The organism is Mycoplasma zalophidermidis, from assembly GCF_024742155.1.
Taxonomy (GTDB): Bacteria; Bacillota_I; Bacilli_A; order Mycoplasmatales; family Metamycoplasmataceae; genus Mycoplasmopsis; species Mycoplasmopsis zalophidermidis.
This window is the reverse complement of the sequence record NZ_JANSFS010000001.1, coordinates 13,620-36,052: the sequence shown is the minus strand read 5'-3', so window position 1 is coordinate 36,052 and position 22,433 is coordinate 13,620. Positions and strand designations below refer to the sequence as shown.

At 29.3% G+C, this 22,433-nt stretch carries 20 protein-coding genes; 7 read left to right on the top strand and 13 right to left on the bottom strand.

What is annotated here, in order from left to right; genetic code table 4:
* The first annotated feature begins 594 nt into the window (after positions 1 to 594).
* Positions 595 to 870 carry a 30S ribosomal protein S20 gene (gene rpsT, locus NW238_RS00170; protein ID WP_216505260.1) on the top strand — a complete coding sequence of 92 codons (276 nt, stop codon included), beginning with the start codon at positions 595 to 597 and terminating at the stop codon, positions 868 to 870.
* A gap of 101 nt (positions 871 to 971) precedes the next feature.
* Here rpsT and NW238_RS00165 read toward each other — a convergent pair whose 3' ends face one another.
* The 4 genes from NW238_RS00165 to lpdA form a co-directional block, all read right to left on the bottom strand.
* Positions 972 to 1,958 (bottom strand): alpha-ketoacid dehydrogenase subunit beta, encoded by a 987-nt coding sequence (locus NW238_RS00165; RefSeq protein WP_216505261.1) that lies wholly within the window; start codon positions 1,956 to 1,958, stop codon positions 972 to 974.
* A 25-nt stretch (positions 1,959 to 1,983) separates the two neighbouring features.
* Complete coding sequence (locus tag NW238_RS00160; RefSeq protein ID WP_216505262.1) at positions 1,984 to 3,069, bottom strand: thiamine pyrophosphate-dependent enzyme; 1,086 nt, start codon at positions 3,067 to 3,069, stop codon at positions 1,984 to 1,986.
* Positions 3,070 to 3,481: 412 nt separating this feature from the next.
* A complete protein-coding gene (locus NW238_RS00155) occupies positions 3,482 to 4,912 on the bottom strand; it encodes a hypothetical protein (protein WP_216567761.1) in 1,431 nt (476 codons plus the stop codon).
* Positions 4,913 to 5,028: 116 nt separating this feature from the next.
* Positions 5,029 to 6,507 carry a dihydrolipoyl dehydrogenase gene (gene lpdA, locus NW238_RS00150; RefSeq protein WP_258451595.1) on the bottom strand — a complete coding sequence of 493 codons (1,479 nt, stop codon included), beginning with the start codon at positions 6,505 to 6,507 and terminating at the stop codon, positions 5,029 to 5,031.
* Positions 6,508 to 6,647: 140 nt separating this feature from the next.
* Between lpdA and NW238_RS00145 the strand changes: the two genes are divergently transcribed.
* Both NW238_RS00145 and rbfA read left to right on the top strand, forming a co-directional pair.
* Entirely contained in the window at positions 6,648 to 7,205 is a 558-nt protein-coding gene (locus NW238_RS00145; protein ID WP_216505265.1) for an inorganic diphosphatase, read from the top strand.
* Positions 7,206 to 7,364: 159 nt separating this feature from the next.
* A complete protein-coding gene (rbfA, locus tag NW238_RS00140) occupies positions 7,365 to 7,706 on the top strand; it encodes a 30S ribosome-binding factor RbfA (protein ID WP_216505266.1) in 342 nt (113 codons plus the stop codon).
* 42 nt (positions 7,707 to 7,748) lie between these two features.
* Here the strand turns inward: rbfA and NW238_RS00135 are convergent, their stop codons facing one another.
* The 4 genes from NW238_RS00135 to NW238_RS00120 all read right to left on the bottom strand — a co-directional run bounded on the left by NW238_RS00135 (position 7,749) and on the right by NW238_RS00120 (position 10,165).
* Positions 7,749 to 8,522 (bottom strand): MAG0920 family protein, encoded by a 774-nt coding sequence (locus NW238_RS00135; RefSeq protein ID WP_258451594.1) that lies wholly within the window; start codon positions 8,520 to 8,522, stop codon positions 7,749 to 7,751.
* The gene (locus tag NW238_RS00130) at positions 8,509 to 8,805 is read right to left on the bottom strand and encodes a hypothetical protein (RefSeq protein WP_216505268.1); all 297 of its coding nucleotides are present in this window, start codon (positions 8,803 to 8,805) and stop codon (positions 8,509 to 8,511) included. The genes NW238_RS00135 and NW238_RS00130 overlap by 14 nt, the downstream gene beginning before the upstream one ends.
* A gap of 38 nt (positions 8,806 to 8,843) precedes the next feature.
* Positions 8,844 to 9,245 (bottom strand): hypothetical protein, encoded by a 402-nt coding sequence (locus tag NW238_RS00125; protein WP_216505269.1) that lies wholly within the window; start codon positions 9,243 to 9,245, stop codon positions 8,844 to 8,846.
* Positions 9,246 to 9,640: 395 nt separating this feature from the next.
* A complete protein-coding gene (locus NW238_RS00120) occupies positions 9,641 to 10,165 on the bottom strand; it encodes an MAG0920 family protein (protein WP_258451593.1) in 525 nt (174 codons plus the stop codon).
* Positions 10,166 to 10,472: 307 nt separating this feature from the next.
* Between NW238_RS00120 and NW238_RS03605 the strand changes: the two genes are divergently transcribed.
* Complete coding sequence (locus NW238_RS03605; RefSeq protein ID WP_373889495.1) at positions 10,473 to 10,802, top strand: helix-turn-helix domain-containing protein; 330 nt, start codon at positions 10,473 to 10,475, stop codon at positions 10,800 to 10,802.
* Between the two features lie 336 nt (positions 10,803 to 11,138).
* On the opposite strand, the gene NW238_RS00115 is transcribed toward NW238_RS03605, so the two are convergent.
* Together NW238_RS00115 and NW238_RS00110 are read right to left on the bottom strand one after the other, a co-directional pair.
* Positions 11,139 to 12,134, bottom strand: coding sequence for a DNA cytosine methyltransferase (locus NW238_RS00115; protein WP_258451592.1), 996 nt, complete (start codon positions 12,132 to 12,134; stop codon positions 11,139 to 11,141).
* 1 nt (position 12,135) lies between these two features.
* Positions 12,136 to 13,245 carry a DNA cytosine methyltransferase gene (locus NW238_RS00110; RefSeq protein WP_258451590.1) on the bottom strand — a complete coding sequence of 370 codons (1,110 nt, stop codon included), beginning with the start codon at positions 13,243 to 13,245 and terminating at the stop codon, positions 12,136 to 12,138.
* A 557-nt stretch (positions 13,246 to 13,802) separates the two neighbouring features.
* On the opposite strand from NW238_RS00110, the gene NW238_RS00105 reads away from it, so the two are divergent.
* Together NW238_RS00105 and NW238_RS00100 are read left to right on the top strand one after the other, a co-directional pair.
* Positions 13,803 to 13,979, top strand: coding sequence for a hypothetical protein (locus NW238_RS00105; RefSeq protein WP_258451589.1), 177 nt, complete (start codon positions 13,803 to 13,805; stop codon positions 13,977 to 13,979).
* Between the two features lie 5 nt (positions 13,980 to 13,984).
* Positions 13,985 to 14,668 carry a hypothetical protein gene (locus tag NW238_RS00100; protein WP_258451588.1) on the top strand — a complete coding sequence of 228 codons (684 nt, stop codon included), beginning with the start codon at positions 13,985 to 13,987 and terminating at the stop codon, positions 14,666 to 14,668.
* A gap of 282 nt (positions 14,669 to 14,950) precedes the next feature.
* Here the strand turns inward: NW238_RS00100 and NW238_RS00095 are convergent, their stop codons facing one another.
* From NW238_RS00095 to parE, 3 genes are all read right to left on the bottom strand, one after another.
* Positions 14,951 to 16,195, bottom strand: a complete 1,245-nt coding sequence (locus tag NW238_RS00095; protein ID WP_258451587.1) for an HNH endonuclease signature motif containing protein — start codon at positions 16,193 to 16,195, stop codon at positions 14,951 to 14,953.
* A 184-nt stretch (positions 16,196 to 16,379) separates the two neighbouring features.
* Positions 16,380 to 18,959, bottom strand: a complete 2,580-nt coding sequence (gene parC, locus NW238_RS00090) for a DNA topoisomerase IV subunit A (RefSeq protein WP_258451586.1) — start codon at positions 18,957 to 18,959, stop codon at positions 16,380 to 16,382.
* Positions 18,960 to 18,967: 8 nt separating this feature from the next.
* Positions 18,968 to 20,881 (bottom strand): DNA topoisomerase IV subunit B, encoded by a 1,914-nt coding sequence (parE, locus tag NW238_RS00085; RefSeq protein WP_216505273.1) that lies wholly within the window; start codon positions 20,879 to 20,881, stop codon positions 18,968 to 18,970.
* A 294-nt stretch (positions 20,882 to 21,175) separates the two neighbouring features.
* Between parE and NW238_RS00080 the strand changes: the two genes are divergently transcribed.
* Positions 21,176 to 22,408 carry a class I tRNA ligase family protein gene (locus NW238_RS00080; RefSeq protein ID WP_216505274.1) on the top strand — a complete coding sequence of 411 codons (1,233 nt, stop codon included), beginning with the start codon at positions 21,176 to 21,178 and terminating at the stop codon, positions 22,406 to 22,408.
* Positions 22,409 to 22,433: the final 25 nt, after the last annotated feature.

Here is a 22,433-nt window from a genome sequence, read left to right as displayed (position 1 = left end):
TTAATTTGTTTAATTCAGATATTTACCTACTTTTTAGTGCTTTTGTAAAAGTATAGTGCATGAACAAAAAGTCAAAAAATAATCTTCCATTTTTTTTCATTAAAAAATATTTTGTGGCGAATAAAAAAGTTGTAACATAATATGAAAATAATTATCAAAACACCGTTAATGACTGAACGTTAAGTGTATCGGCGCACAAGCTTAGAATTGGGTCATTTAACGGGCGCCGTATTCCAGTCAAAATTAATTCTTTTGAGTCTCGCATTGCTCCTTTTATTAAACATTGTTTTAAGTTTATGTTTTTTTCTTATAACGGTTAGGTCTTTGTGTATTATTAATAAAAGCGGTTCGCTTACGCCTTAATATAATAATAATTCAACCTAACACTAAGTATCATTTTGTACTATTTTTGTTTCTTCCATTTCATCATAGTACTTATAATAAATAATGCGAAACAAGAGGTCCCCCCTCTTGTTTTCTTTATAAAATAATGAATATTAATAAAATTTTTGATTATCAAGATTTTATAATATAATAATTAGGATTTTTTCAGTTCGTTAGATAGAACTAAACACGAAAAAAGAGGAGGCTTATATGGCAAATATTAAATCAAAAGTTAAACACATCGCTAAATCTGAACAAAACAGAGTAAAAAATGCAGCGATGAAAACAAGAGTGCGTAAAGCAATTAGAGCTGCAAGAGAAGCTGTTTTAGCAAAAGCTGAAAACGCAAGTGAACTTGTAAATAATGCACACTCAATTATTGCTACTGCAGTACAAAAAGGTGTTTTCCACCCAAACAAAGGTTCTAGAAAATCATCACGTTTAGACAAATTTGTTAACTTGCAAAACGCTATTGTTGAGGCATAATAAGCATCCATTCATTTAAAACGGGAAACCGTTTTTTTATTTTTATAAACATAAAAATTTTAAAGAAAAAAACCCGTGTGGGTTTTTTCATTATTGTTAAATTATTTTAGAATTTCTTTAATAACTGTAGCAATTTTGTCTTTGTTTACCATGAATAAACCTTCTAATGCAGGTAGAGGCATAGTAACATCCGGTCCGTTTAGACGAACTGGGGCAACTTTCAAGTCGTCAAATGCTTTTTCGTTAACACGAGCGATAACTTCAGCTGTAATTGAACCTGATTGTACAGATTCTGAAATAGCTAATAGACGTCCTGTTTTCTTAACTGAGTTGACAACAGTTTCAGTGTCTAAAGGTTTTAAGGTTCTTAAGTCAACTACTTCGATTGAGTAATCTTTTCCTTCAGCTGCTAATTGTTTAATAGCTGCGAACGTTTCGTGAACCATGTGACCGTAAGTAACAATTGTTAAATCATCACCTTCAGCTTTAACATCTGCTTTACCAATTGGTACTGTATAGTATCCAGCAGGAATTTCTTGTTTAAATGCACGGTAGTCGTGTTTGTGTTCCAAGAATACAACTGGGTCATTATCTTCAATAGCTGAAATTAATAAACCTTTTGAGTCGTAAGGTGTAGCTGGCATAACTACTTTAAGTCCTGGAATGTGGCAGAACAATGCTTCGATTGATTCTGAGTGGTGTTCTAGAGCTCTAACTCCTCCACCACAAGGCATTCTTAACACCATTGGTACTGATAATTTACCACGTGAACGGTTTCTTAAACGTGCTGCATTACCAAATAATTGACCCAACCCATAAAACACGAATCCTGAAAATTGAATTTCTGCTACTGGTCTTAGACCTGCAACGGCTGAACCTATTGCTGAACCAACGATTGCCGATTCCGCAATTGGAGCGTCAAAACATCTATCTACACCATATTTCTTTTGTAGTCCTTGCGTTGCACGGAATACACCACCTTCGAACCCTGCGTCTTCACCATAAACGATAACTGATTTATCTCTCTCCATCATAATGTCTAATGCATTAGTGATGGCTGCGATGTTATTTACTTGAATTTTTTCCATAATATTATCTCCTTGAATGTGAATCCTATTTAATAAATCTTCTGAATGATTCTTGTTGTTCAACTAGTTCTTCAGGTAGAGTTTCGTAGGTGTATTTGAATATGTCGTCGTAGCCTTCTGTGGCAATAATTTCAGTAGATTTATCGTATGCAAGTTTAGCAGCTTCAGTTGCTTCTTCAGTTCAGGTTTCTTTTTCTTTTTCAGTAACAATTCCATTGTCAAATAAGTATTTTTCAATACGGTGGAATGGTTCTCATTTTTCGTGTTCAATTTCTTCTTCTCTTGTACGGTATACACGTGGATCATCACTTGTAGTGTGTTGTCCTTGACGTCATGTAACCATTTCAATTAGAACTGGACCGTGTCCTTCTCTTGCTCATTCTGCAGCTTCTGCTAGAACTTCGTGAGCAGCCAACAAGTCGTTACCATCAACACGTAGTCCTGGTAATCCGTAACTCATAGCTCTTTGTGAAAGTGTTTTAACTTTGTAGCTATTATGTTCAGGAACAGAAATAGCTCATCTGTTGTTTGAGATTACAAATACAACTGGTAAATTGAATAGTGATGCTCAGTTTAATCCTTCGTGGAATTCACCCTCATTTGTACCACCATTACCGATAGTTGTGAAAGCAACTTGTCCTTTTCCAGCAACCTTAAGAGCTTTAGCAACACCAGCTGCTTGAGAAATTTGTGAACCAATGATAACTTGCATTGGAACGATGTTTGATTTGAATTTAGAACCTAATTCTGAACCTCTTCAGTATAGGTAAACTGATTCTAATGATTCTCCACGTGCTAGTAATGTAGCTAACACACGGTAGTGAGGAATGAATCAGTCATCTTTTTTCATAACAAAACCTAAAGCTGTTAAGAAAGCTTCTTCCCCTAGCATAGGAGCAAATGTTCCTAAACGTCCGGTTTTTTGTAGTGTTAGTGCATAGTTGTCTCATGAACGTGAGCGGATCATGTTTTTATACATGTCTCTTAGCAGTTCTTTTGACGCTGTTGGTTTGTATGATTTATCAATTAGATCACCATTGATGTCTAAGTGACGAATCATTGCATCTGGGCAATTCATTACTTTGCCCTCTTCGATGAATTTAAATTTCATATGCGTATCCTTTCATAGATTTGTATATTTCATACGTTTATATTATATATAAATAACTTTTTGGTAAAAAAAATATATTTTTAAATGTGAAAATTAAAAAAATGGTTTTTTATGGTAAAAAAACAATAAAATCCTACTTTTTGGTAAAAAAACAGTACTTATACACAAAAAAAATACGTTAAATATCTCAAATTTTGTGAAATTGTTTTTCTATATACTTATATTATGAGTCATTTTCCTTTATCTCCTTGTCTAACGTCTTTTTCGTAAAATTAGGTATAAATATAGAGTAAAAAAATTTTTAAAAAATGTGTAAAGATTTCCATAAATAATAGTATTTAAAAATAATATTGGAACAAATATTGTTTAAATTAAGCGCTCTTTCTTGTTTTAATAAAAATGTAGCCTTTTGCTACATAGTTTTAGATTTATATAAATCTATAAATTCAATTAATGGATCAACAGTTTTTAGTAAGTATTCAGACATGTTTGCTCCAAAGATAGATAAATCGTATGCAGCGCACAATAATTGGAACAAGTTAATATTTATTTCTTGAATGTCTGTTAATTTAGTTTCCTCAAATTCCAATGTTGTTTTATTGGTTTGAGCGTTATATAAAGGTACAGCCTTATTGAAATCTAATGCGTGTTGAACCGGTATTTTTTTATCTGGGTATGACAAAATTGCATACATTTTATTTTGAATAGATCAAATAGACGAACTTTCGATACTGTAATGTTCACCAAACAAAACATTGTTTCTTAATGCATTTAAAGATTTTCCCAATAGACTTACGGTATGAGACGGAACATCCATTGTCTTCAACTTGAAAGTTAAATCGAAGTCGTTGTCTTGAAATTTTCGATCTTTAAAATTACGTTTGTTCGTGTTAGCAATTTCGTTAAAGTAGTTAAATATTACAAAATCGGGCATTCTAACTGTTGCCGTTGAAAGGTGTGCTCCAAAATCAAATGTAATATATTTTAACCATTGAATCTCATCAGAAATTTTAGGTTTCAAGATTTGACGAGAGTCATTAGTTAATTTTTGTTTGTCTAATGCCGAATATGTTGAAGTTTTATCTAAGACATCAACGTCTTGAAGTTCCATTGTGTAACCATTAACTTTATATTCATAACAAAAACCGACGTCTTGCAATGTTTTATCGTGCGAAATATCTGGATAACTAAATCTATTCAAAATCTTTTTAGAAGCTTTTGTTGAAATATATTTAACATTAAATGTACCATCTAATATAGTTTTTTTAATAGACTCATTGTCAAATTTAATATTTGTGAAATGATCATAGATAGAAATGTAAATTTCATTGTTTAAGTATACTAATGATTTATTTGCTTTTTGTTTCAATGAAACGCCGACCAATATAAAAATCAACCCCAAACCACACAACCCGCCTAATGTTGGATATGCGATATTTGTGTACTTCACAAATATCGTTTTCAATGGATTATCAACAAAAACTAGCAAAATGAATGCTATTAAAACCAAGGTAAATAACACAAATATTACAGATGAAATACTTGTTAGTATAGAAAATGACTTATTCTTTTTATTCAGGTTTTTTCTCTGTGATGAAAATTCTGCAGCTTTTCCGTGATTGAAACTTCCAACAGTTTTAGTTAACAAGTTAAAATAAATTTTTTCAGCAAGTAAGTTTTCTTCGGACTTGTTTTTGGAATATTTTTTTAATTTGTGTCATTCAGGTATACTACCTTGATAATTTTGACACGTTTCTATCATGTCCTCATTAATTTCTTTATTAATTGTTTCGTACATTAATTTACCAATTGACGTTTTTTGTTTTAGTAATTCTTTTTCCATTCTTTTCTCCTTAACAATAGTATATGAATTATAGTTGATAATCAGAATAATAATACAAATGAAGCTGTTTAAAGTGCAAAAAAAGCTGATATACAGCTTTTTTCAACATGATTTTTTTAGTGTTTTGCTTTTTCTAATTCTAGTTTTAGATGTGCATTACGTGCAGCTTCTCAAACAATTTCATTAAATGTTGGGTGTGGATGAGTTGTAAATGTAACATCTGACACAGTCAATTTATGTTGCATTGCCATCCCGATTTCAGTGATATAATCAGTTGCATTCGCCCCAATAATCGATGCTCCTAAAATGTATCCTGTAGCACGATCAACAACAATTTTACAGAAACCTGCAGTATCTTTTGTTGCGATTGATTTTCCCAAGTATCCAAATGAGTATTTTGATGAAAAAGCATCATATCCTAGCTCTTTAGCTTTTTCTTCAGTAATACCGACTATCGAAATTTCAGGGTGTGTATAAATACATCCTGGAACTGGTTTGGTCAATTCATATTTAACATCGTGACCCATAATATGTGCAACTGCTGTTAAAGCGTGTTGGTAAGCAACGTGTGCCAACATATTTTGTGCTGTAATATCACCAATAGCATAAACATTTTCAACATTAGTACGCATAAATTCATCAACAAGAATTTCTTTTCTTGCTCCTAATTCAACACCTGTATTTTCAAGGTTTTCAGTTGCTGGAATACGTCCAACAGCAATCAAGTAAACATCACTTAAAATGGTTCTTTGTTCACCATTCATTTCGTACATTAGTTCTTTTTTGTCGTTTAAACCATTTGTTGATGCACCATAAATGATTTCAATTCCGGCTGCAACTAGATGTTTAGTAATTTCTTTAATAACATCTTTGTCCATACCCGTTAGTAATGAGTCGGTGTTTTGAATAATTGTAACTTTCGAACCTGCAGCAGCAAATACTTGTGCAAATTCAACCCCAATAACACCACCACCAACGATGGTAATTGTTTCAGGTAGTTCTTTGTCATAGTTAATCGCTTCACGAGATGATAACAATTTAAAATCTTTATATCCTTGTTCGAAACCATTTAATTGTTTCAATCTACGAGCGTGGCTACCCATTGCCATAATAATGCTTTGTCCTTTATAAACTTTACCATTTACCTTAACAACGTGCGAACCAAGTCATTCAGCCTCACCTTCTTCGATAGCAGCTTTTGAACCTTTCATAAGCATTTTTACCCCGCCTGAAATTTGTTTAACTACAGCAGCTTTTCTTTCATGCATTTTCTTTCAAGTGGCTTGACTATCAACTTTGATGTCTTCTAAGTTTGCAACAACTCCATAACTTGCAGCATTTTTTAATGTTTCAAGAACATGAACTGAAGCTAGCATTGCTTTAGTTGGAATACATCCAATGTTCAAGCAAACACCACCTCAGAATTCTTTTTCAATAATTAAAACTTTTTTGCCAGATTTACCTAATTCTTCGGCCGCTAAATATCCCCCAGGACCAGCACCTACTACGATTACGTCAAATTCAGCGTCAATTTGTCCGGTGTATACAACACCTTTTTCGTTAAAAGCTTTTTTCATAAATTTATTTCCCTTCATTATTTCAACATTTGTTGATTTTGATATTGATATTATAAAAAAAGAAATTATTTCTATAATTAAATTTAAATTTTTTTTATTAATTGAAGCTAATTTATGAAATAAAAATGCAAACAGCGTTTTATGCTTATAATTAAGATATGTCAAATAATATAGTAGAAATTAAAATTGAGATTCAAAAAGGATCAAATATTAAATATGAATATGACCGTGCTGATGGTCAAATACACGTGGATAGAATATTAAGAGGAGATTTTGTCTATCCAGCAAACTACGGATTTATTCCAAACGCTTTAGACTGAGATGGAGATGAATTAGACGTTTTACTTTATTCTCAAGAAAAATTCGTTCCTGGCGTACTATTAAACGCGCGTATTATTGGAGCAATGAAAATGATAGACTCTGGAGAAACTGACACTAAGTTAATTGCGGTTCACGCAGATGATTACAGATTAGACTCAATCACTTCTATTGAACAGTTGCCAGAACCATTTTTAAAAGATGTTGAAACTTTCTTCAATAATTATAAAAATTGAAAAAAACCTGGAGCATCAAAAGTTACTGGTTTTGAAGGCTTAAAATGAGCTTTAGATGAGCTAGAAGAATGCAAAAACTTAATGATTGAATATGGCAAAATGCCTAAAAAAGAATTTGTTGCATTAATGATGAAAAAACACCCAGAAAAATACGAAGAATAAGGTATTGCCTTATTTTTCTTTTTTTACACATATTCAATATATTTCGCAAAAATCAAATGAATGAAAATTTATATATACTCTTGTATTTTTAAAATATAGGTAAAATAAGATTTATAATTATAATAGGAGATAAAAACTTGCTCCTTGAAAGGAAGAATTATGAATAAAAGCATTAATACATTAAGAAAAGAAAGTCAGTTAAAAACAATGATCGCACAAATTGTTACGACAGAATTAACAAACACAAACATTATTAATCCGACCGTTATAGACTGCGAACTTTCTGCAGATTCTTCACACGCAAAGGTTTTTGTCACATTCAGTGAAAAATCAGATGATGGAATTGAAGCAATCAGAAACGCTTCAGGTTTCATTAGAAAATCACTATCAAAAAATTTAAATTGAAGAAAAGTTCCTGAAATACACTTTGAACTAGACCACGTTATCGATGACGCTATGAAAATTGAAAAAATTCTAGCAAAAATCAAAACTGATGAATAATTCAAATTAAAAACTTAATAAAAAATTAACATTTCGCAAATGTTAATTTTTTTCATTTAGCAACGAATCTTTATTCTGAAATATGAATGCATAATCATTAAGTTTATAAAATGCTTCGTTAAGCGGAATCTCTTCATAATTAAATATTAATAAATAATAAAACTCATCGATTAACTTTTGATTATTAAATTTTAAAATTTTCTTTTTTCAATTCCGATAGAGAAATTTAACAACACTAGCTTCTTGATATTTGAATTTCCCCTTAGGTGCAACAGTAATAATAAACATAAGATGTTCGTGGTCGTTAAATTCATTGTAAATTTGATTGTTTGGGGCTGTAATAATATTTTCAAATAGAGTGAAATTATTGTCTTGATTTTTTGCTTTCCATTCTTTGATTTCTTTGCCAATTTTTAACATTTTAATCGTAAGCATTGTAATTATTATTAAGAGAACAAAGGCCGTTAAAACGCCTAATTCGGGCACCATTAAGGAAATCAATCTATAGTAAAAACCATTATAGCCTCATTGTATTTGGGTTAAAAATGCAATATCAACAATAAAAGCAACAGAAAAAATAATAAGGAATGATATAAAAAATCTTAAAATTAAATTTTGTTTTTTAAAATAAAGATCAAAAAATGTTTCGTTAACCTTTACTTTGTTTTTTACAAATACTTGAGAAACACCTTTTTTAAGAATAATTTCTCTTCAAGGATATGAAAATACTGTAATATAAATTATGAAAAAGGCAATACCTAAAATAAAGGAAAAAAGTCCGGAAACGACATTAGCGATTTCACTATTGAATCTCATTGTTAACAATATCCTTAATTAAATTTACGTAACATTGTGGGTCATAAGTGACATTATTAATTTGGATTTCCGGATAATCCAAAAGTAGAAAATAAATAAATTCATCTTTATCTAATTGACCATTCTTATTGAACAAATTTTTAACTTTTGATAATTTCGTTTTTGCGAAAACTTTTTCTAAATTACGATTTCAAGTTAATTTAATGTCAAAATCTAGACTTAAAACAATGTTTTTAAATTCTGAATAATTCTCGGGTTCTTGTATTGTCTGGTCAACCAACATATCTTTATTTTCTTTATTTCATTGTTTAATTTGCGATTTTATTCGAATATTATTTTTGAATAATGTAACTTCCCTTTTATACCAAGTATTGATGCTAAAAATGGAAGTATTAATAAGATTGACTGTTCGTCAATGACGTTAACTTTTTGGGTAATAATAACAACTATTTGAATAATAATATAACTTAAATTAAATAAGGTGTAATAAACAATCAATATATAGCCTAAAATAAAAGCATTTTTTATGTCTTTATTAAATCGATTAAATACATATTCTGGAATTTTTACTTTCGAAAGTAAATATGTTTTAGATTGAAGTTTATGATTTTTAATATGCTCAAGATACTTATTTTTCTTAGGAATTAAGTAAACTTCCAAAACTAACGATATTGTTAAACTTATTGCTATGTAAACAATTGCAACAATTAAAAAAGTGTTCATATCACCCCCTTGTTTAAATATTCTGATCAATTTCATTAAACAAAACAAAAAACAATAATTATTGCCATAGTGTTAAATTTTATTTAAAAATCTGTTTATTTCGATAATATTGTGGCCATATTGAATACATTTAAATTATAAGGGTTAATTGACAAAACTGGAGAATTCTATTCAATCGATTAATAAACCACAAAAAATATACCGAAAGTTTAAACAAATTACAAAAAAATTATATCTGTTTAATGTTTAACATTGATATTTCATCTATTAATTGAATATAGTACTCATAAGTGTAATACGAACTATTTATTTTAGTTTTATCATAGTCGAAAAGCAAAAAATAAATCAACTCATCGGAATCTAAATTTCCATTGTTATAGAAAGATTTTGTTTCTTTAGTGTATTTTTTTTACAAAATTCTCTATATGATTTGTTACAGTTGAAAAACCTAAAGTGAATGTTTCATTAAGTATAATGTTTTTAAAACGCTCATAATCATCAAGGTCTATTTTTTTATTTCATTCAATTTCAATATTTTTATTTTGATTATTTCAAATATCAATCTGTTTTTTAACCGTAAATCCTTTATGTATTGAGGAAATTAGAATTCAAAGAATATAAATCAATAGGAAAATAGGAAGAGATATTAAAATTAATTCTAATTCAAATCAATAAAATTTGAGCTTAAATTTAAAATAAAGAGCAAACTCTGCTGCAATATATCCTATAAGCAAAAGAACCAAACAGCAAAGAGAAATAAATAAAAACTTTAAAATCTTATGAATGTTTTGACGAAATAATTGAAAAACCTTTGTGGGTAGTTTAATTTTACCTAATAAGTAAGATTTGGCTTTTAGTTTATTGTAGTTAATATAACTAATATCGTATCTAGTTTTTGGAATTAAACGAAATTTGAACACAAATCAAAGAATATTTGTAAGTATTACGTAAAAACTCGCTAATGAATAAAAAGCCCACATATTAACCTAATTTTACCTTAAAATATTTGATTTATAAACAAAATGCTTCTCAGTATTTTTACTAATTTACTCGTTTTTCAGTAAAATTAGTAAATAGAACAAAAATCAATAGTTAAGAAAGACATTTTTAAATGTTAGATTATCCAGTCGTTAAGAACAAAAATAAAAATTAACATCCTTTAAATGTTAATTGCTCACTTGAACTTTTTAATATAAAAAAAGGCCCACAAGTACTGAAGGGACCTATATTTATTATACAGTCGAAAAATATAAACATATTTCAAAAGAGGAAAGATTTTTTATTCAAAAATCATTTGAAAATCACATGTCCATGAGATTCATAGCAAGAGAATTAAAAAGAAGCGCTTCGTCAATATCAAGGGAAATTAAAAAAAATTACAGTTTTTACAACATTTATGAACATGACGAGGCCGACAAAAAATCAAAAATTAGACATCACCATAAATATATGTTTAGATTTAGTGCTAATTTTGAATATGAAGAATTTACGAAAATATATAAAAAAATAATGTGTTTTCATTATAAAAAAATACAAATGAAACTGTTGAAAAAATAGTTTCGGTTTTTCAATTTTAATTCAATCTAAATCAACAATTTTCTGACTTAAAATTTTTTTCACCATTATTTTTCTCAAATGTTTATTTAAAATTTATCTTTTTATCGAGGTTAAACCTCACCCACAACTCCTACCATAGGGACTTTTAACCCCCCACCCCAAACATTGAGGATTTATTTTGGAATTTTGTGAAAACCAAATTATTTTTTAACCCTAAATGATATTTTTTGAAGATAAATTTTAAAAATATATAATAAAAATACCAAGCACGTTTGTGTTGCACTTCGTATTTCATTTTTGGGAGCGAGTTTTTTTGATCTCGCTCTTATTATAAATTTATTGTCAATTTTCTTTCTTGTTTTTATCAATATAAGCAAATAACTCACGGGCTAGAGCATAACTCACATTGACAGTCACAGCATTTCCAAATTGTTTATATGCTTGACAATTAGACACAACTTGATTTCAATCTGACGGGAATCCTTGTAATTTTCTACATTCGTTAGGGGTTAGTTTTCTAATGTTTACTCTTGTTTCATCACAATACTTTTCATAGTTTATTTGGTCTGTAACGTAATTATCTTGGCTTGCTCTATGCATTTTGGCCATTGTTGCAGTTAATGTTTTTGATATTGGTAAATCGTATGTGGGGGTCACAATATAATTTTTAGTTCCTTTGCCCATAATTGTAGGGTATATTTTTTTAGTTAAAAAATATTTACTAGGTACATCGTTATCCAATAAATCTTGAGTTGTAATTGTTAGAGGGATTGGCTTTGGAAATTCAAATTCTGGGGTGTTTAAATACTCTCCTAATAATGCGACAATATAGCATCTATTTCTTCTTTGGGGTATGCCATAATTAGCACTATTAAAAATATGATGAAAACAAACATATCCAAGAGATTCTAATTCGTGTAATATTCTTTTAAATGTTTTGCCATTATCGTGATTCATTATATTTTTAACATTTTCTAAAACCACGACCTTAGTTTTATGTTTTTTTATTATTTCCTTAATCTCAAAGAATAATGTTCCCCTACCCTCTTTATCATTAAATCCTTGTAATTTTCCTAAAGTACTAAATGGTTGACAAGGGAATCCACCAATAAGAACATCATGTTCAGGTATATTTTCTTTTTCTTCTCTAATATCTCCACATACTATATTTTTGCTAACATTTTCCTTATATGTTTGGCACGCATATTTATCAAAGTCATTTGCTCAAATCAAATTAAATCCAGCGTATGAAAATCCTAAATCAAACCCGCCAATGCCAGAAAATAAACTAACTGTTCTAAACTTTAATTTTTCCGGTTTAATTCTTTCCATATTAGAAATCCTCCGCTTTAATAATTTCTTTTAAAAGTGCCATTAAAACATCAACTACAATTGAGTTTCCACTTTGTTTATATGATTGAGCTCTAGAAACTGTTATTTTAAATGAATCTGGAAAACCCATTAATCTTAAAGATTCTCTTGGTTCTAGAGCTCTGATTTTACCATTAGTAGTTACATAATTATTTACACTTGCTCTATGAGTATTTCCTTGAGTACTTAAAATCGCTCTCGCAATAGGTAAATCTATCTTTGTATCATTTTTATGCATAAACTTTTTTGTTCCAGGACTCATTACATAATCAACTAGCTTTTGAGATAAAAATTTAGTTACTTCTTGGCCACCTGCTAATAATTTTATATTGCCCTGTTTATCATAAATGAAATTGCCTTCTGCACAATTATCAAGTAAAAAATCTTGCATTTTAAAATTTAATTCTATAGGTTTCGGAAATTCAAATTTATTATATGCTGTTTCATCCTTAAATCCGACAACAAATAGTCTTCTTCTTCCTTGCGGTATGCCAAAATTTCTGGCATCCAATATTTGTCATTTGTAATGGTACCCAAGTTCTTCAAAAACATTTTGCATAATTTTCCAGGTTCTTCCTTTATCGTGGTTTAACACGCCATATACGTTTTCATATATAAAAACTTTAGGTTGTATTTCTTTTACTAATCTTACGTACTGATAAAATAATGTTCCTCTAGTATCTTCAAATCCACCTCTTTGTCCAACAATTGAAAAACTTTGACAAGGACTACCGCCCACAAATAAATCTACATTATTATTAAAGTCATCACCATCTAGCAAATTTACATCGTAAAAGAAATTATTATTTTCCACTTTATAGTTATCTAAATAAGATTGTTCAACATAATTAGTTTTTCTGGACAAGCTCTTATATATATTATTCACATATTCTCTTTTTAATTTTGAATCTTTCATTAACTTTATTTTGTTCAATTCTTCATTAAAATTAATATCTATGTTAATATTACCATTGTCGCATGCAAACAAAATTTTGTGATTAATATTTAATCTTTTAAAAGCTTGTTCAATTGCTCCAATCCCGCTAAAAACTGTTGCTAATTTTATTGTCATGTTTAATACTCCTTAATTATTATACCTGCGTATATTAAGTATTATACCTGCGTATACTTAAAAAGTAAATCTATATATGTTTTTTTTCTGAAGTAAGAAACAAAAAAGACCACTTTGTGTAAAAAAATAAAAATAACATTTTTGATAATATTTTAATTGTTGTTTAAATGATATGAAAATTATGAAGATCAATAGATATATAAGTGGAACAGAGTCAAAAAAAGATTACAAAACGAAACTTAAAATAGATTAATTACGTTACACAATTATTCAAAAAACGCAAACTGATCTTTGAAAAAAGCTATTACCATGAAAATTTCATATTCTGCTATTAAAAAAATATAAGAAGATTTTATGACGAAATATTACCAACTGCTATTAAAAAACAAATAACTTATCCATATTTTGTCAAACGTTGTTCATCGTTAGGGTTAACGAAACCAACGCAAACCGCAAGAACTAAAAGAAGGATTGCAGCTATTTTAAGAAATAAAGTCAATGAAAAAGATAATTCTGAGTTTTTATTAATTCAGCAATTAATGAAAATTAATGAGAATGTGCAATTGGGAAGAGCTATCAATGAACAGAAATATGAGTTTGGTGAAATAGTTGAACTAGATGTTTGTGATGAGGCATGAATTAAAAATTTATATGACTTTCATATTTATCTAGCAGTTGATGCAGGAACAAAAAAGATTCTATCTTTGCATGCAAAAAATAAGAAACAACGTTAGGATATATGAAACTACTTGAACAACTTTTTGCCCGTTATGGCTATCCTATAGGATTAAAAACCGATAGAAGAACAACATTTTTTGCAAAGCAAGAAAACAATACCCCTATGGCGCAATGACTAAAATCTAAAAATATAAAATTGGAATCTAAGAGTTATGGTAAGTTCAAACCCAATGTAGAAAGAACAAACGGTACAATTCAATTATGGCTTATTGAATATCTTAAAAACAAAAATTATTTGACTATCGAAGCCATAAATTTGCACTCAAAAGAAATAATACAAGCATATAATCACCGGTTTAATAAACATATAAACAACAAGACGAATTTGTTTAAAAAAATTAACAAGAAGAATAATGAACACAAAGTTTTTTCGCCTATTAAAAGAAAATACTCGGCAGGTTGTGTTCAATATATGAATAACTACTATGTTCCGATTACCGATGAAAATAAAAGATTTTACATGGATGATGGCGTAGCAAATTTCGTTATGAATTCTTCCGGAGATTTGATGTTTATCATTGAAGATAAGATTTTTAAAAGTGAATGTTTGAAAGGAGAACAATTGACGGATTACCAAATATTTTGCAAAAGACATTATTTAATTTACGGGGGGATGATTTGACTAAAAAGTTTTATCGCGCTGTCAAACACAGTAGAAAATTTGCAATTAGCTTATACAATGTAATCAACAAATTAAGAAACTCTAATACGAGAGAAAAAGAATTGCTTGAAAAGAACCTATTAGTTTCAGAAGAGATTTTTAAACTGCTCTCTAAAACGTATCGAGAACTTGTTAAAAAAATTTAAAAAAACCGCTTTTACATAAGCGATTAAACAGAATTAAATTTTACATTTAAATCATATATGCACAAATCAAAAAAAGCTTTTTTTGATAACGGGGAAAAAGCTTTTTTGTTTCTTAACTCGTAATAAAAATTAAATCTGTAATTTTTTTGATGCAAAAGGACTATTGAAGGCTTTTTTTTCTTTCCCTTTCTTTATTTTCAAAAATAGATTCATGATACTTTAAATATTTCATTCTTTTTTCATTTAGAATTGGTTCAAAAATTGGAGACGTTAATAGTAACCGTGACTTTAATAATTCATTATCTTTTAACAAGAACGAAAAAACTAATTTTTTTTCTTGATTTATTGTAATTAGATGTTTATCAAACAAAGCGTCCACGTTTGCTGAAATCAAAAGACCATTATTAATATCGTATTTTTCTTCACTAGTCGTATTAGGGTCGCTAAACCCTTTAATGTGAGACGCAATAAATAGAGAACCAAGTTTATCGTAATCTGCCGTAATATAAGTTATTGGACAAAAAATTTGTCTATCTTCTTGAGTATAACCCATTATTTCATTTGCTAGCATTTTTCTCCAAGCTGTCTGCTCTTGCCTCGTTATATCCTCTTGTAATTTTGAATCATCAATAGCATTTGTTTTATTTGTTATTCTATTAATTAATTTTTTTCTAATCCGTTCTTGATATTTTGCATAAGCACTATTATTTTCGCCAATTATTGAGAAAAAAATTGGATTCTTTTCAAAAAATATAAACATGTTTTTTTCTTGTTTTTTAATTTCAAACAAAAGAAGAACAGTATCTCCTTTAAATAAATGATGTCTTATCTTGTGAAAATCCGTATCAGATTCCATTCCTAAACCATGTACAGCAATATGAATATTTAATGGAGTAAACTTTCCCTCGGTAAGATTGACATCCAAACTATTAAAATCTCAACTCTTTGACCTAGATGAAATCTTTTTATCTAACTTATCAAAAATTTGTTTAGTATACTTACTACTAAAGTATTGCATATTTTCATTAACAATAAAAACATTCATATAATCATTAATTAAGTATGGTAAAACATTTCTAGGTTGTGGCAACCCAACCAAAGAATATAAATCCCCTTTTAATCCAATACAACTTTGATGAGCGGTTTGAAATGGTTTATTCGTGCTTTTTTCAATTTTCAACATATCTTCAAGCGTTATATAATATAACAAATTTTTATGATGTGAATTGGGGTGTGTTGCTTTACCAAAAGTAGCTAAATCTGAATGAGTTAAATATTTATAAAAAAGAATAAATTTTGACTCATTATGTTCATTAATGTATTCATACATTTCATTGGAAATCTGCCCAACAAAATCCAAAATTTTTTCATTTTTATCTAAAATAAAACTAGTGTATTTTTTCATAATAATAGCCTTCAATTTTAATGTGTTTATTATATGAAATTATAGCAAATTTGTAATATTCGCTAAAGGCGGCTTTCTATGTGTGGGGTTAGATGCGAAGTGGGGAAAAATATCAAGCGAGTTTACGTGCATTTGATATTTCATTTGGATTAACATCTCATTTCGCAAATGTTAATTTTTTTATTTACTTAATTGAGTATTTTTTTAAAATTGCTTCAACATCCATATCCAATAAATTATCAACTTGTTTTTGGGCATTATCGATAATTTTTTCTTCTTTGTCAGTCGATTTTTCGTAGGATTTTTCAATATTTTGAATTTCGTCAGATGTCTCGTCATTTGATTTAAATGATAAATTAGCAACATCTTCAACTTTAATTTTTGAAAAGCCTTCTTTAATTGTGGTTATAGGATACTCTGAAACTTTTTCCAAAGTTAATTCATTATTACTGTTTTTAACAAAAATTTCATCAGATAAATTTGTTGACATAGCATCAGTTACCAGGTATGGTTTTGTTTTAAATTGATTGAATAGTGGCTTACCTAAATGTTTTTTACTTATTTTGGTTATACCATTCACCTTTATTCTTTTGACGAATTTATCGTTGGCCAGTAATGTGACCACATCATCAGATTCTACTGGACAAAATGCCACAATACTATCAATAGGTGGTAAGAAACAAGATTTAGTACCGTTCGCTTTGGTTCCATAAATTTGTACATCATTTTCGGTGTAAAGAGAAGCCAAACCACGTTCTGTAATAATTAAAATATCTTTGTAACCATTTGATAATTTTGCTCCAACTAGTTGATCTCCAGCACGCAATTTCATTGCGGTAAATGTTTTATTGTTTCTTGAAACATAAAAATCCTTTAATAAAACTCTTTTCCCTTGACCTTCTTTTGTAAATAAACAAACATAGTTAAGAGTTTCAAAGTCTTTTACATTAATAACTGAAACCAATTCTTCACCCGATTGTAATTCAACAAATTCAGATAGATGCGAGCCAAACTCTTTTCACTTGCTTTCTTGAATTTTATAAACCGGAACTAACGCATAATTACCAAGATTGGTAAAAGTTAATATACTGTCTGTTGTATTAACCTTGCCATAAAATTGAATTCTGTCTTCTTCTTTAATGCTAAATGTTGTTCAGTCATTCGCTTCATTTACTCTTGTAGAGAATCTCTTGATATAACCATGTTTGGTGATGCTTAAAATTACATCTTCGCTCACAACTAGGTCAGCTTCATCATATTTAATTTTAATTTCTTCTTGGTTTATAGTCGTTTTTCTAGGTATGCCGAATTCTTTTTTAATTTCCTTAAGAACCTCAATGATTCAATCATTAAATTGACCAGAATCACTCAAAAGTAACTCGCAACGCTTAATTAATTCTTCTAATTCTAATTTTTCTGCCAGAAATGCTTCTTTATCAGTTTTTGACAATCTATATAATCTTAACTCTGCAATTGCCGTTGCTTGATTAATAGTAAAATCAAAAACACTTACTAAATTATCAATAACACCTTGTTTACCATTTTCGCTTTTTCTAATTACTTCAATAACTTTGTCAGTAATTTCAGAAACTTTAATAAAACCTTCTACAAGTTCTAATCTAGTTTTATATTTAGCAAGATCGAATTGTAAAGTTTTAGTTTTCACATCTTTAACATGGCCAACATATTCATTCAAAAGTTGTTGTAAACCACATAATCTAGGTGAATTATTAACGATAGCAACATTATTTATATTGTAGTAAACTTGCATTTCAGTTTTTTGAAGTAAAAAATTTAAAATTGTTTCTTCATTAGCATTCAAATCAAGAGTTATTAAAATACTGATACCATCTCTGTCAGACATATCTTTTACTTCTAATAGCCCACTAATATTTTCGTTAGTTATTAGTAAATCTATGTCTCTGACTAATTTTGATTTAATCACGCCATAAGGTATTTCGGTAATTTCAATATATTTATTTTTCTTGTCTTCATAAACTTTATATCTTGATACAAGAGTGATACGACCTCTACCAAGCTCAAATGCTTCGTAAATTCCTTGATTCCCGTATACAATTCCACCGGTTGGGAAGTCAGGGCCTTGAATATATTTCATTAATTGTTTTAATGAAATTTCAGGATTTTTAATTTTTGCAATTGCGGCGTCTATAATTTCATTTAAATTGTGTGGTGGCATATCAGTAGCAAAACCAGAAGCAATACCTCTTGCTCCGTTTAATAATAAATTAGGAATTATAGATGGTAAAACAATTGGTTCTTTTTCACTATCGTCAAAGTTAGGGGCAAATTTAACAGTGTTTTTTTTCAAATCTCCTAAGATGTATTCGCTGATTTTAGCCAATCTAACTTCTGTGTAACGCATCGCGGCTGCTGGGTCATCATCAATACTACCAACATTACCGTGCATTTCAATTAACGTGTGGCCAATTTTTCAATCTTGTGCCATTCTAACCATTGCTTCATAAATTGAACTATCACCATGCGGGTGGTATTTACCAATAACATCACCAACAACTCTCGCTGATTTTTTGAATGGTTTATTGGAAAATAAACCTAATTCACTCATTGAATAAAGAATTCTACGTTGAACTGGTTTCAAACCATCTCTAACATCAGGTAGCGCTCTTTGTTGAATTATATATTTTGAATAACGACTAAAACGATCCGCCATAATTGAATCAATATTTTCAGCAACAATTTTTTCGACAATTTGGTCGATTTTAAGTTTATTTTTTGATGTCATTAGGCCTCCTAAATTTCATAGTCGTCTTCAAGACTAAATTCTACGTTTGCGTTAATTCATTCTTTTCTTGGTTCAGCATTGTCACCCATTAATGTTGAAACACGTCTTTCAGCTAAAGTAACGTCATTAATTTTTACTTGAATCAAAGTTCTAGTTTCGGGATTCATTGTTGTCTCTCAAATCTGGTCTGCATTCATTTCACCAAGACCTTTATAACGCTGTATTTCGGCATTTTTAAAGTTCGGTTGTTGCAGAATATCTTTTAGTTCTAATTCGTCTCAAGCATAAATAATTTCTTTTTTACCTCTAGTACTCGTAACTTTAAATAGAGGTGGCAATGCGATATAAACCATACCAGCATCTACAAGTTCTCTCATATGTCTGAAGAAAAATGTTAAAAGTAATATTTGTATGTGCGCCCCATCTGTGTCGGCGTCAGTCATAATTACTACTTTGCCATACTGAGCTTTTTTAATGTCAAAATCATCACCAACACCGGCCCCAATAGTATTTATAATTGTTGCAATTTCTTCATTTTTTAATATTTCATAAAGTCTAGCTTTTTCAGTGTTTAGAACTTTACCTCTTAAAGGCAAGATTGCCTGAAACTTGCGATCACGACCTTTTTTAGCGGTACCTCCAGCAGAATCGCCCTCAACTAAAAATAATTCTTTTTCGGATGCATTTCTTGATTGGGCGGGTGTTAATTTACCGCTTAAAATTTGTTTTTCTTTTAAAGCATTTTTGGTTGAACGAGCTTCGGCTCTTGCTTTACGTGCACTAGCTCGAGCTTCGGCAGCTTTTTTAATTTTGTCTAATATTTTTTTAACTAATGGTTTATTTTCTACCGATCAAATTTTAAGATGCTTAAGGGCGACTTCTTCGACAACACTTTTAGCTTCAGGGGTTCCAAGTTTATCTTTGGTTTGACTCACAAATTCAAGATATTTTTCAGGTATCTTAACACTGATTATAATTGTTAGACCTTCGCGAATATCATCTCCATCAAAAGTATTTTTACCTTTGATCATTTTTTCATCCATTGCTATCTCATTGAATGTTTTAGTTAATGCTGATTTCAATCCCGATTCATGCGTTCCACCGTCTTTAGTTTTAACATTGTTAACAAAAGACAGAATTGTTTCATTATAACTATCAGTATATTGAAAACCACACTCAACCTCAATATCTCGTTTAGTTTCTCGGAATGTAAAAACATCTCCAATTGCGTTTTTAGAGTCGTTCATGAACTCTACAAACGCACTTATACCATTCTCGTACTGAAATTCGTCTCTTTGATCTCTTATCTCATCAATTAAAATAATTTTTAAACCAGCAATTAAAAAACTACTTTCTCTTAATCTTTCAGATATTTTTTCGTAACTCAATTTTGAGCGTTTAAATACTTCATAATTAGGTCAAAATTCAACTATTGTTCCATTTTCTTTTGTTTTACCAATTAGTTTAGTTTTTTGTGTTATTTCACCGCCATTTTCAAAAACAGTTTCATAAATTCCGCCGTCTTTATGAACTGTGGCTATTAACTTTGTACTCAATGCATTTACTACAGAAGCACCAACACCATGTAGACCCCCAGATGTCTTATAAGCGCTTTCATCAAATTTACCACCAGTGTGTAGTTCAGTAAATACTCTTTCAACTGCAGTTTTTCCCGTTTGGGTTTTACCGACCGGTACCCCACGACCATTATCTTTTACTATTACAGAACCTGATTTGGTTAAAATAACTGAAATTACATTGGCTGCACCAGCCAACGCCTCATCGATTGAGTTATCAACTATCTCTCAAACTAAGTGGTGTAATCCATTAACGTCAGTACTTCCAATGTACATACCAGGACGTTTACGCACCGCTTCTAAACCTTTTAATTGTTGAATACTATTTTCATCATATTTTTGCATATATCAATAATACTATTTTTTATACTTAATCTCTATATATAATTTAGTAATAAGGTAAAAAATTAGTCATTTTTTAATGATTTTTAATGCATCGCTACAAATACAAAGGAGTTACTTTACATTATTTTTTATTTCAGTAATTTTACCTATTCCATTGTAAAATGTGTGAATTAGCAATCAATTTTCTTAAAATTAATAATTGTGATTTATTTTTTTACAAAATAAAAAATTTTTTTCCTAGATTCAACATAACATATATATCAAATACAAATTTAAATATGTATAATTAATATCATGATTAAATTATATATTTGTGGACCGACAGTTTATAACAACCCTCATATCGGAAACTTAAGAGCAATAGTCACATTTGACCTAATTTTAAAAGCAATGCGTTTTTTAAAAAAAGATTTTTGTTTAGTTCATAACATAACTGACATCGATGACAAAATCATTAACAAAGCTATTGAATCAAATAAAACAGAGAAAGAAATTTCGGAAAAATATACCGCAGTTTATTTCGATTTATTAAAAATGTTAAATGTTGACACTATTACATGTGTTGAAAAAGTTACTGATAATATGGACGTAATTACAAAATATATTCAAAGACTGATTGATACTGGTAATGCATATTCTGATTCAGAAGGGAATGTTTGATTCGATGTTAAAAAAAATGCTGATTCTTATGGTAGTGTTTCGGGACAAAAAATTGAAAAAATGGCTTTTGAGGAACAAAACATCAATAAAAAATTCCCTGCCGATTTTGCCCTTTGAAAAAATACAAAAGTAGGTATAAAATACGATTCTCCATTTGGACAAGGTAGACCGGGCTGACATACTGAATGTTGTGCCCTAATAGATAAACATTTTTCTTCTCAAGGAGTTGATATTCATAGTGGCGGAATGGATTTAACATTTCCCCACCATGAAAATGAAAATATACAACATTTTGCATTGCATAATAAACACTTGGCAAGTGAATGATTGAGAACGGGACAAATTAATCTCGAAGGTGTAAAAATGTCAAAATCACTTGGAAACGTTATTTCTCCTGAAGAATTTTTTAATAAATATGGAGTTGAAATTTATAAATTAATGATTTTAACCGCTAAATTTAGTGCGCCAATAAATATCACGGAAGAATTATTTAAGAATCTTAAATCAGTTGAATCAAAATATATTAAAGTGATTTTTCAAATCTTTTTAAATCACGGCAATAATTTTGGCCAGTCATCTGCATCTGAAGAATCAATTAAAATTTTTGAAGCATTAGCTAATTATGATTTCGCAAAATATAATATGTTATTAAATGAAGAAATCAAAAAATATAATAAATATAAATCTTATGAAGTTGCGCAAACAATAATCACTGTTTTAAACATTTTGCACCCAACATTAACTAATTACAAAAACTATCTGGAATCAATAAAACTTTTTGACGAATGGCGTTCATTTGTAGAGAAAAAAGACTATTTAAATGCTGATATTTGTAGAGAAAAATTAATGAAAACAGGACATTATTAACACAAACTAAAACGGAAAAATTAAT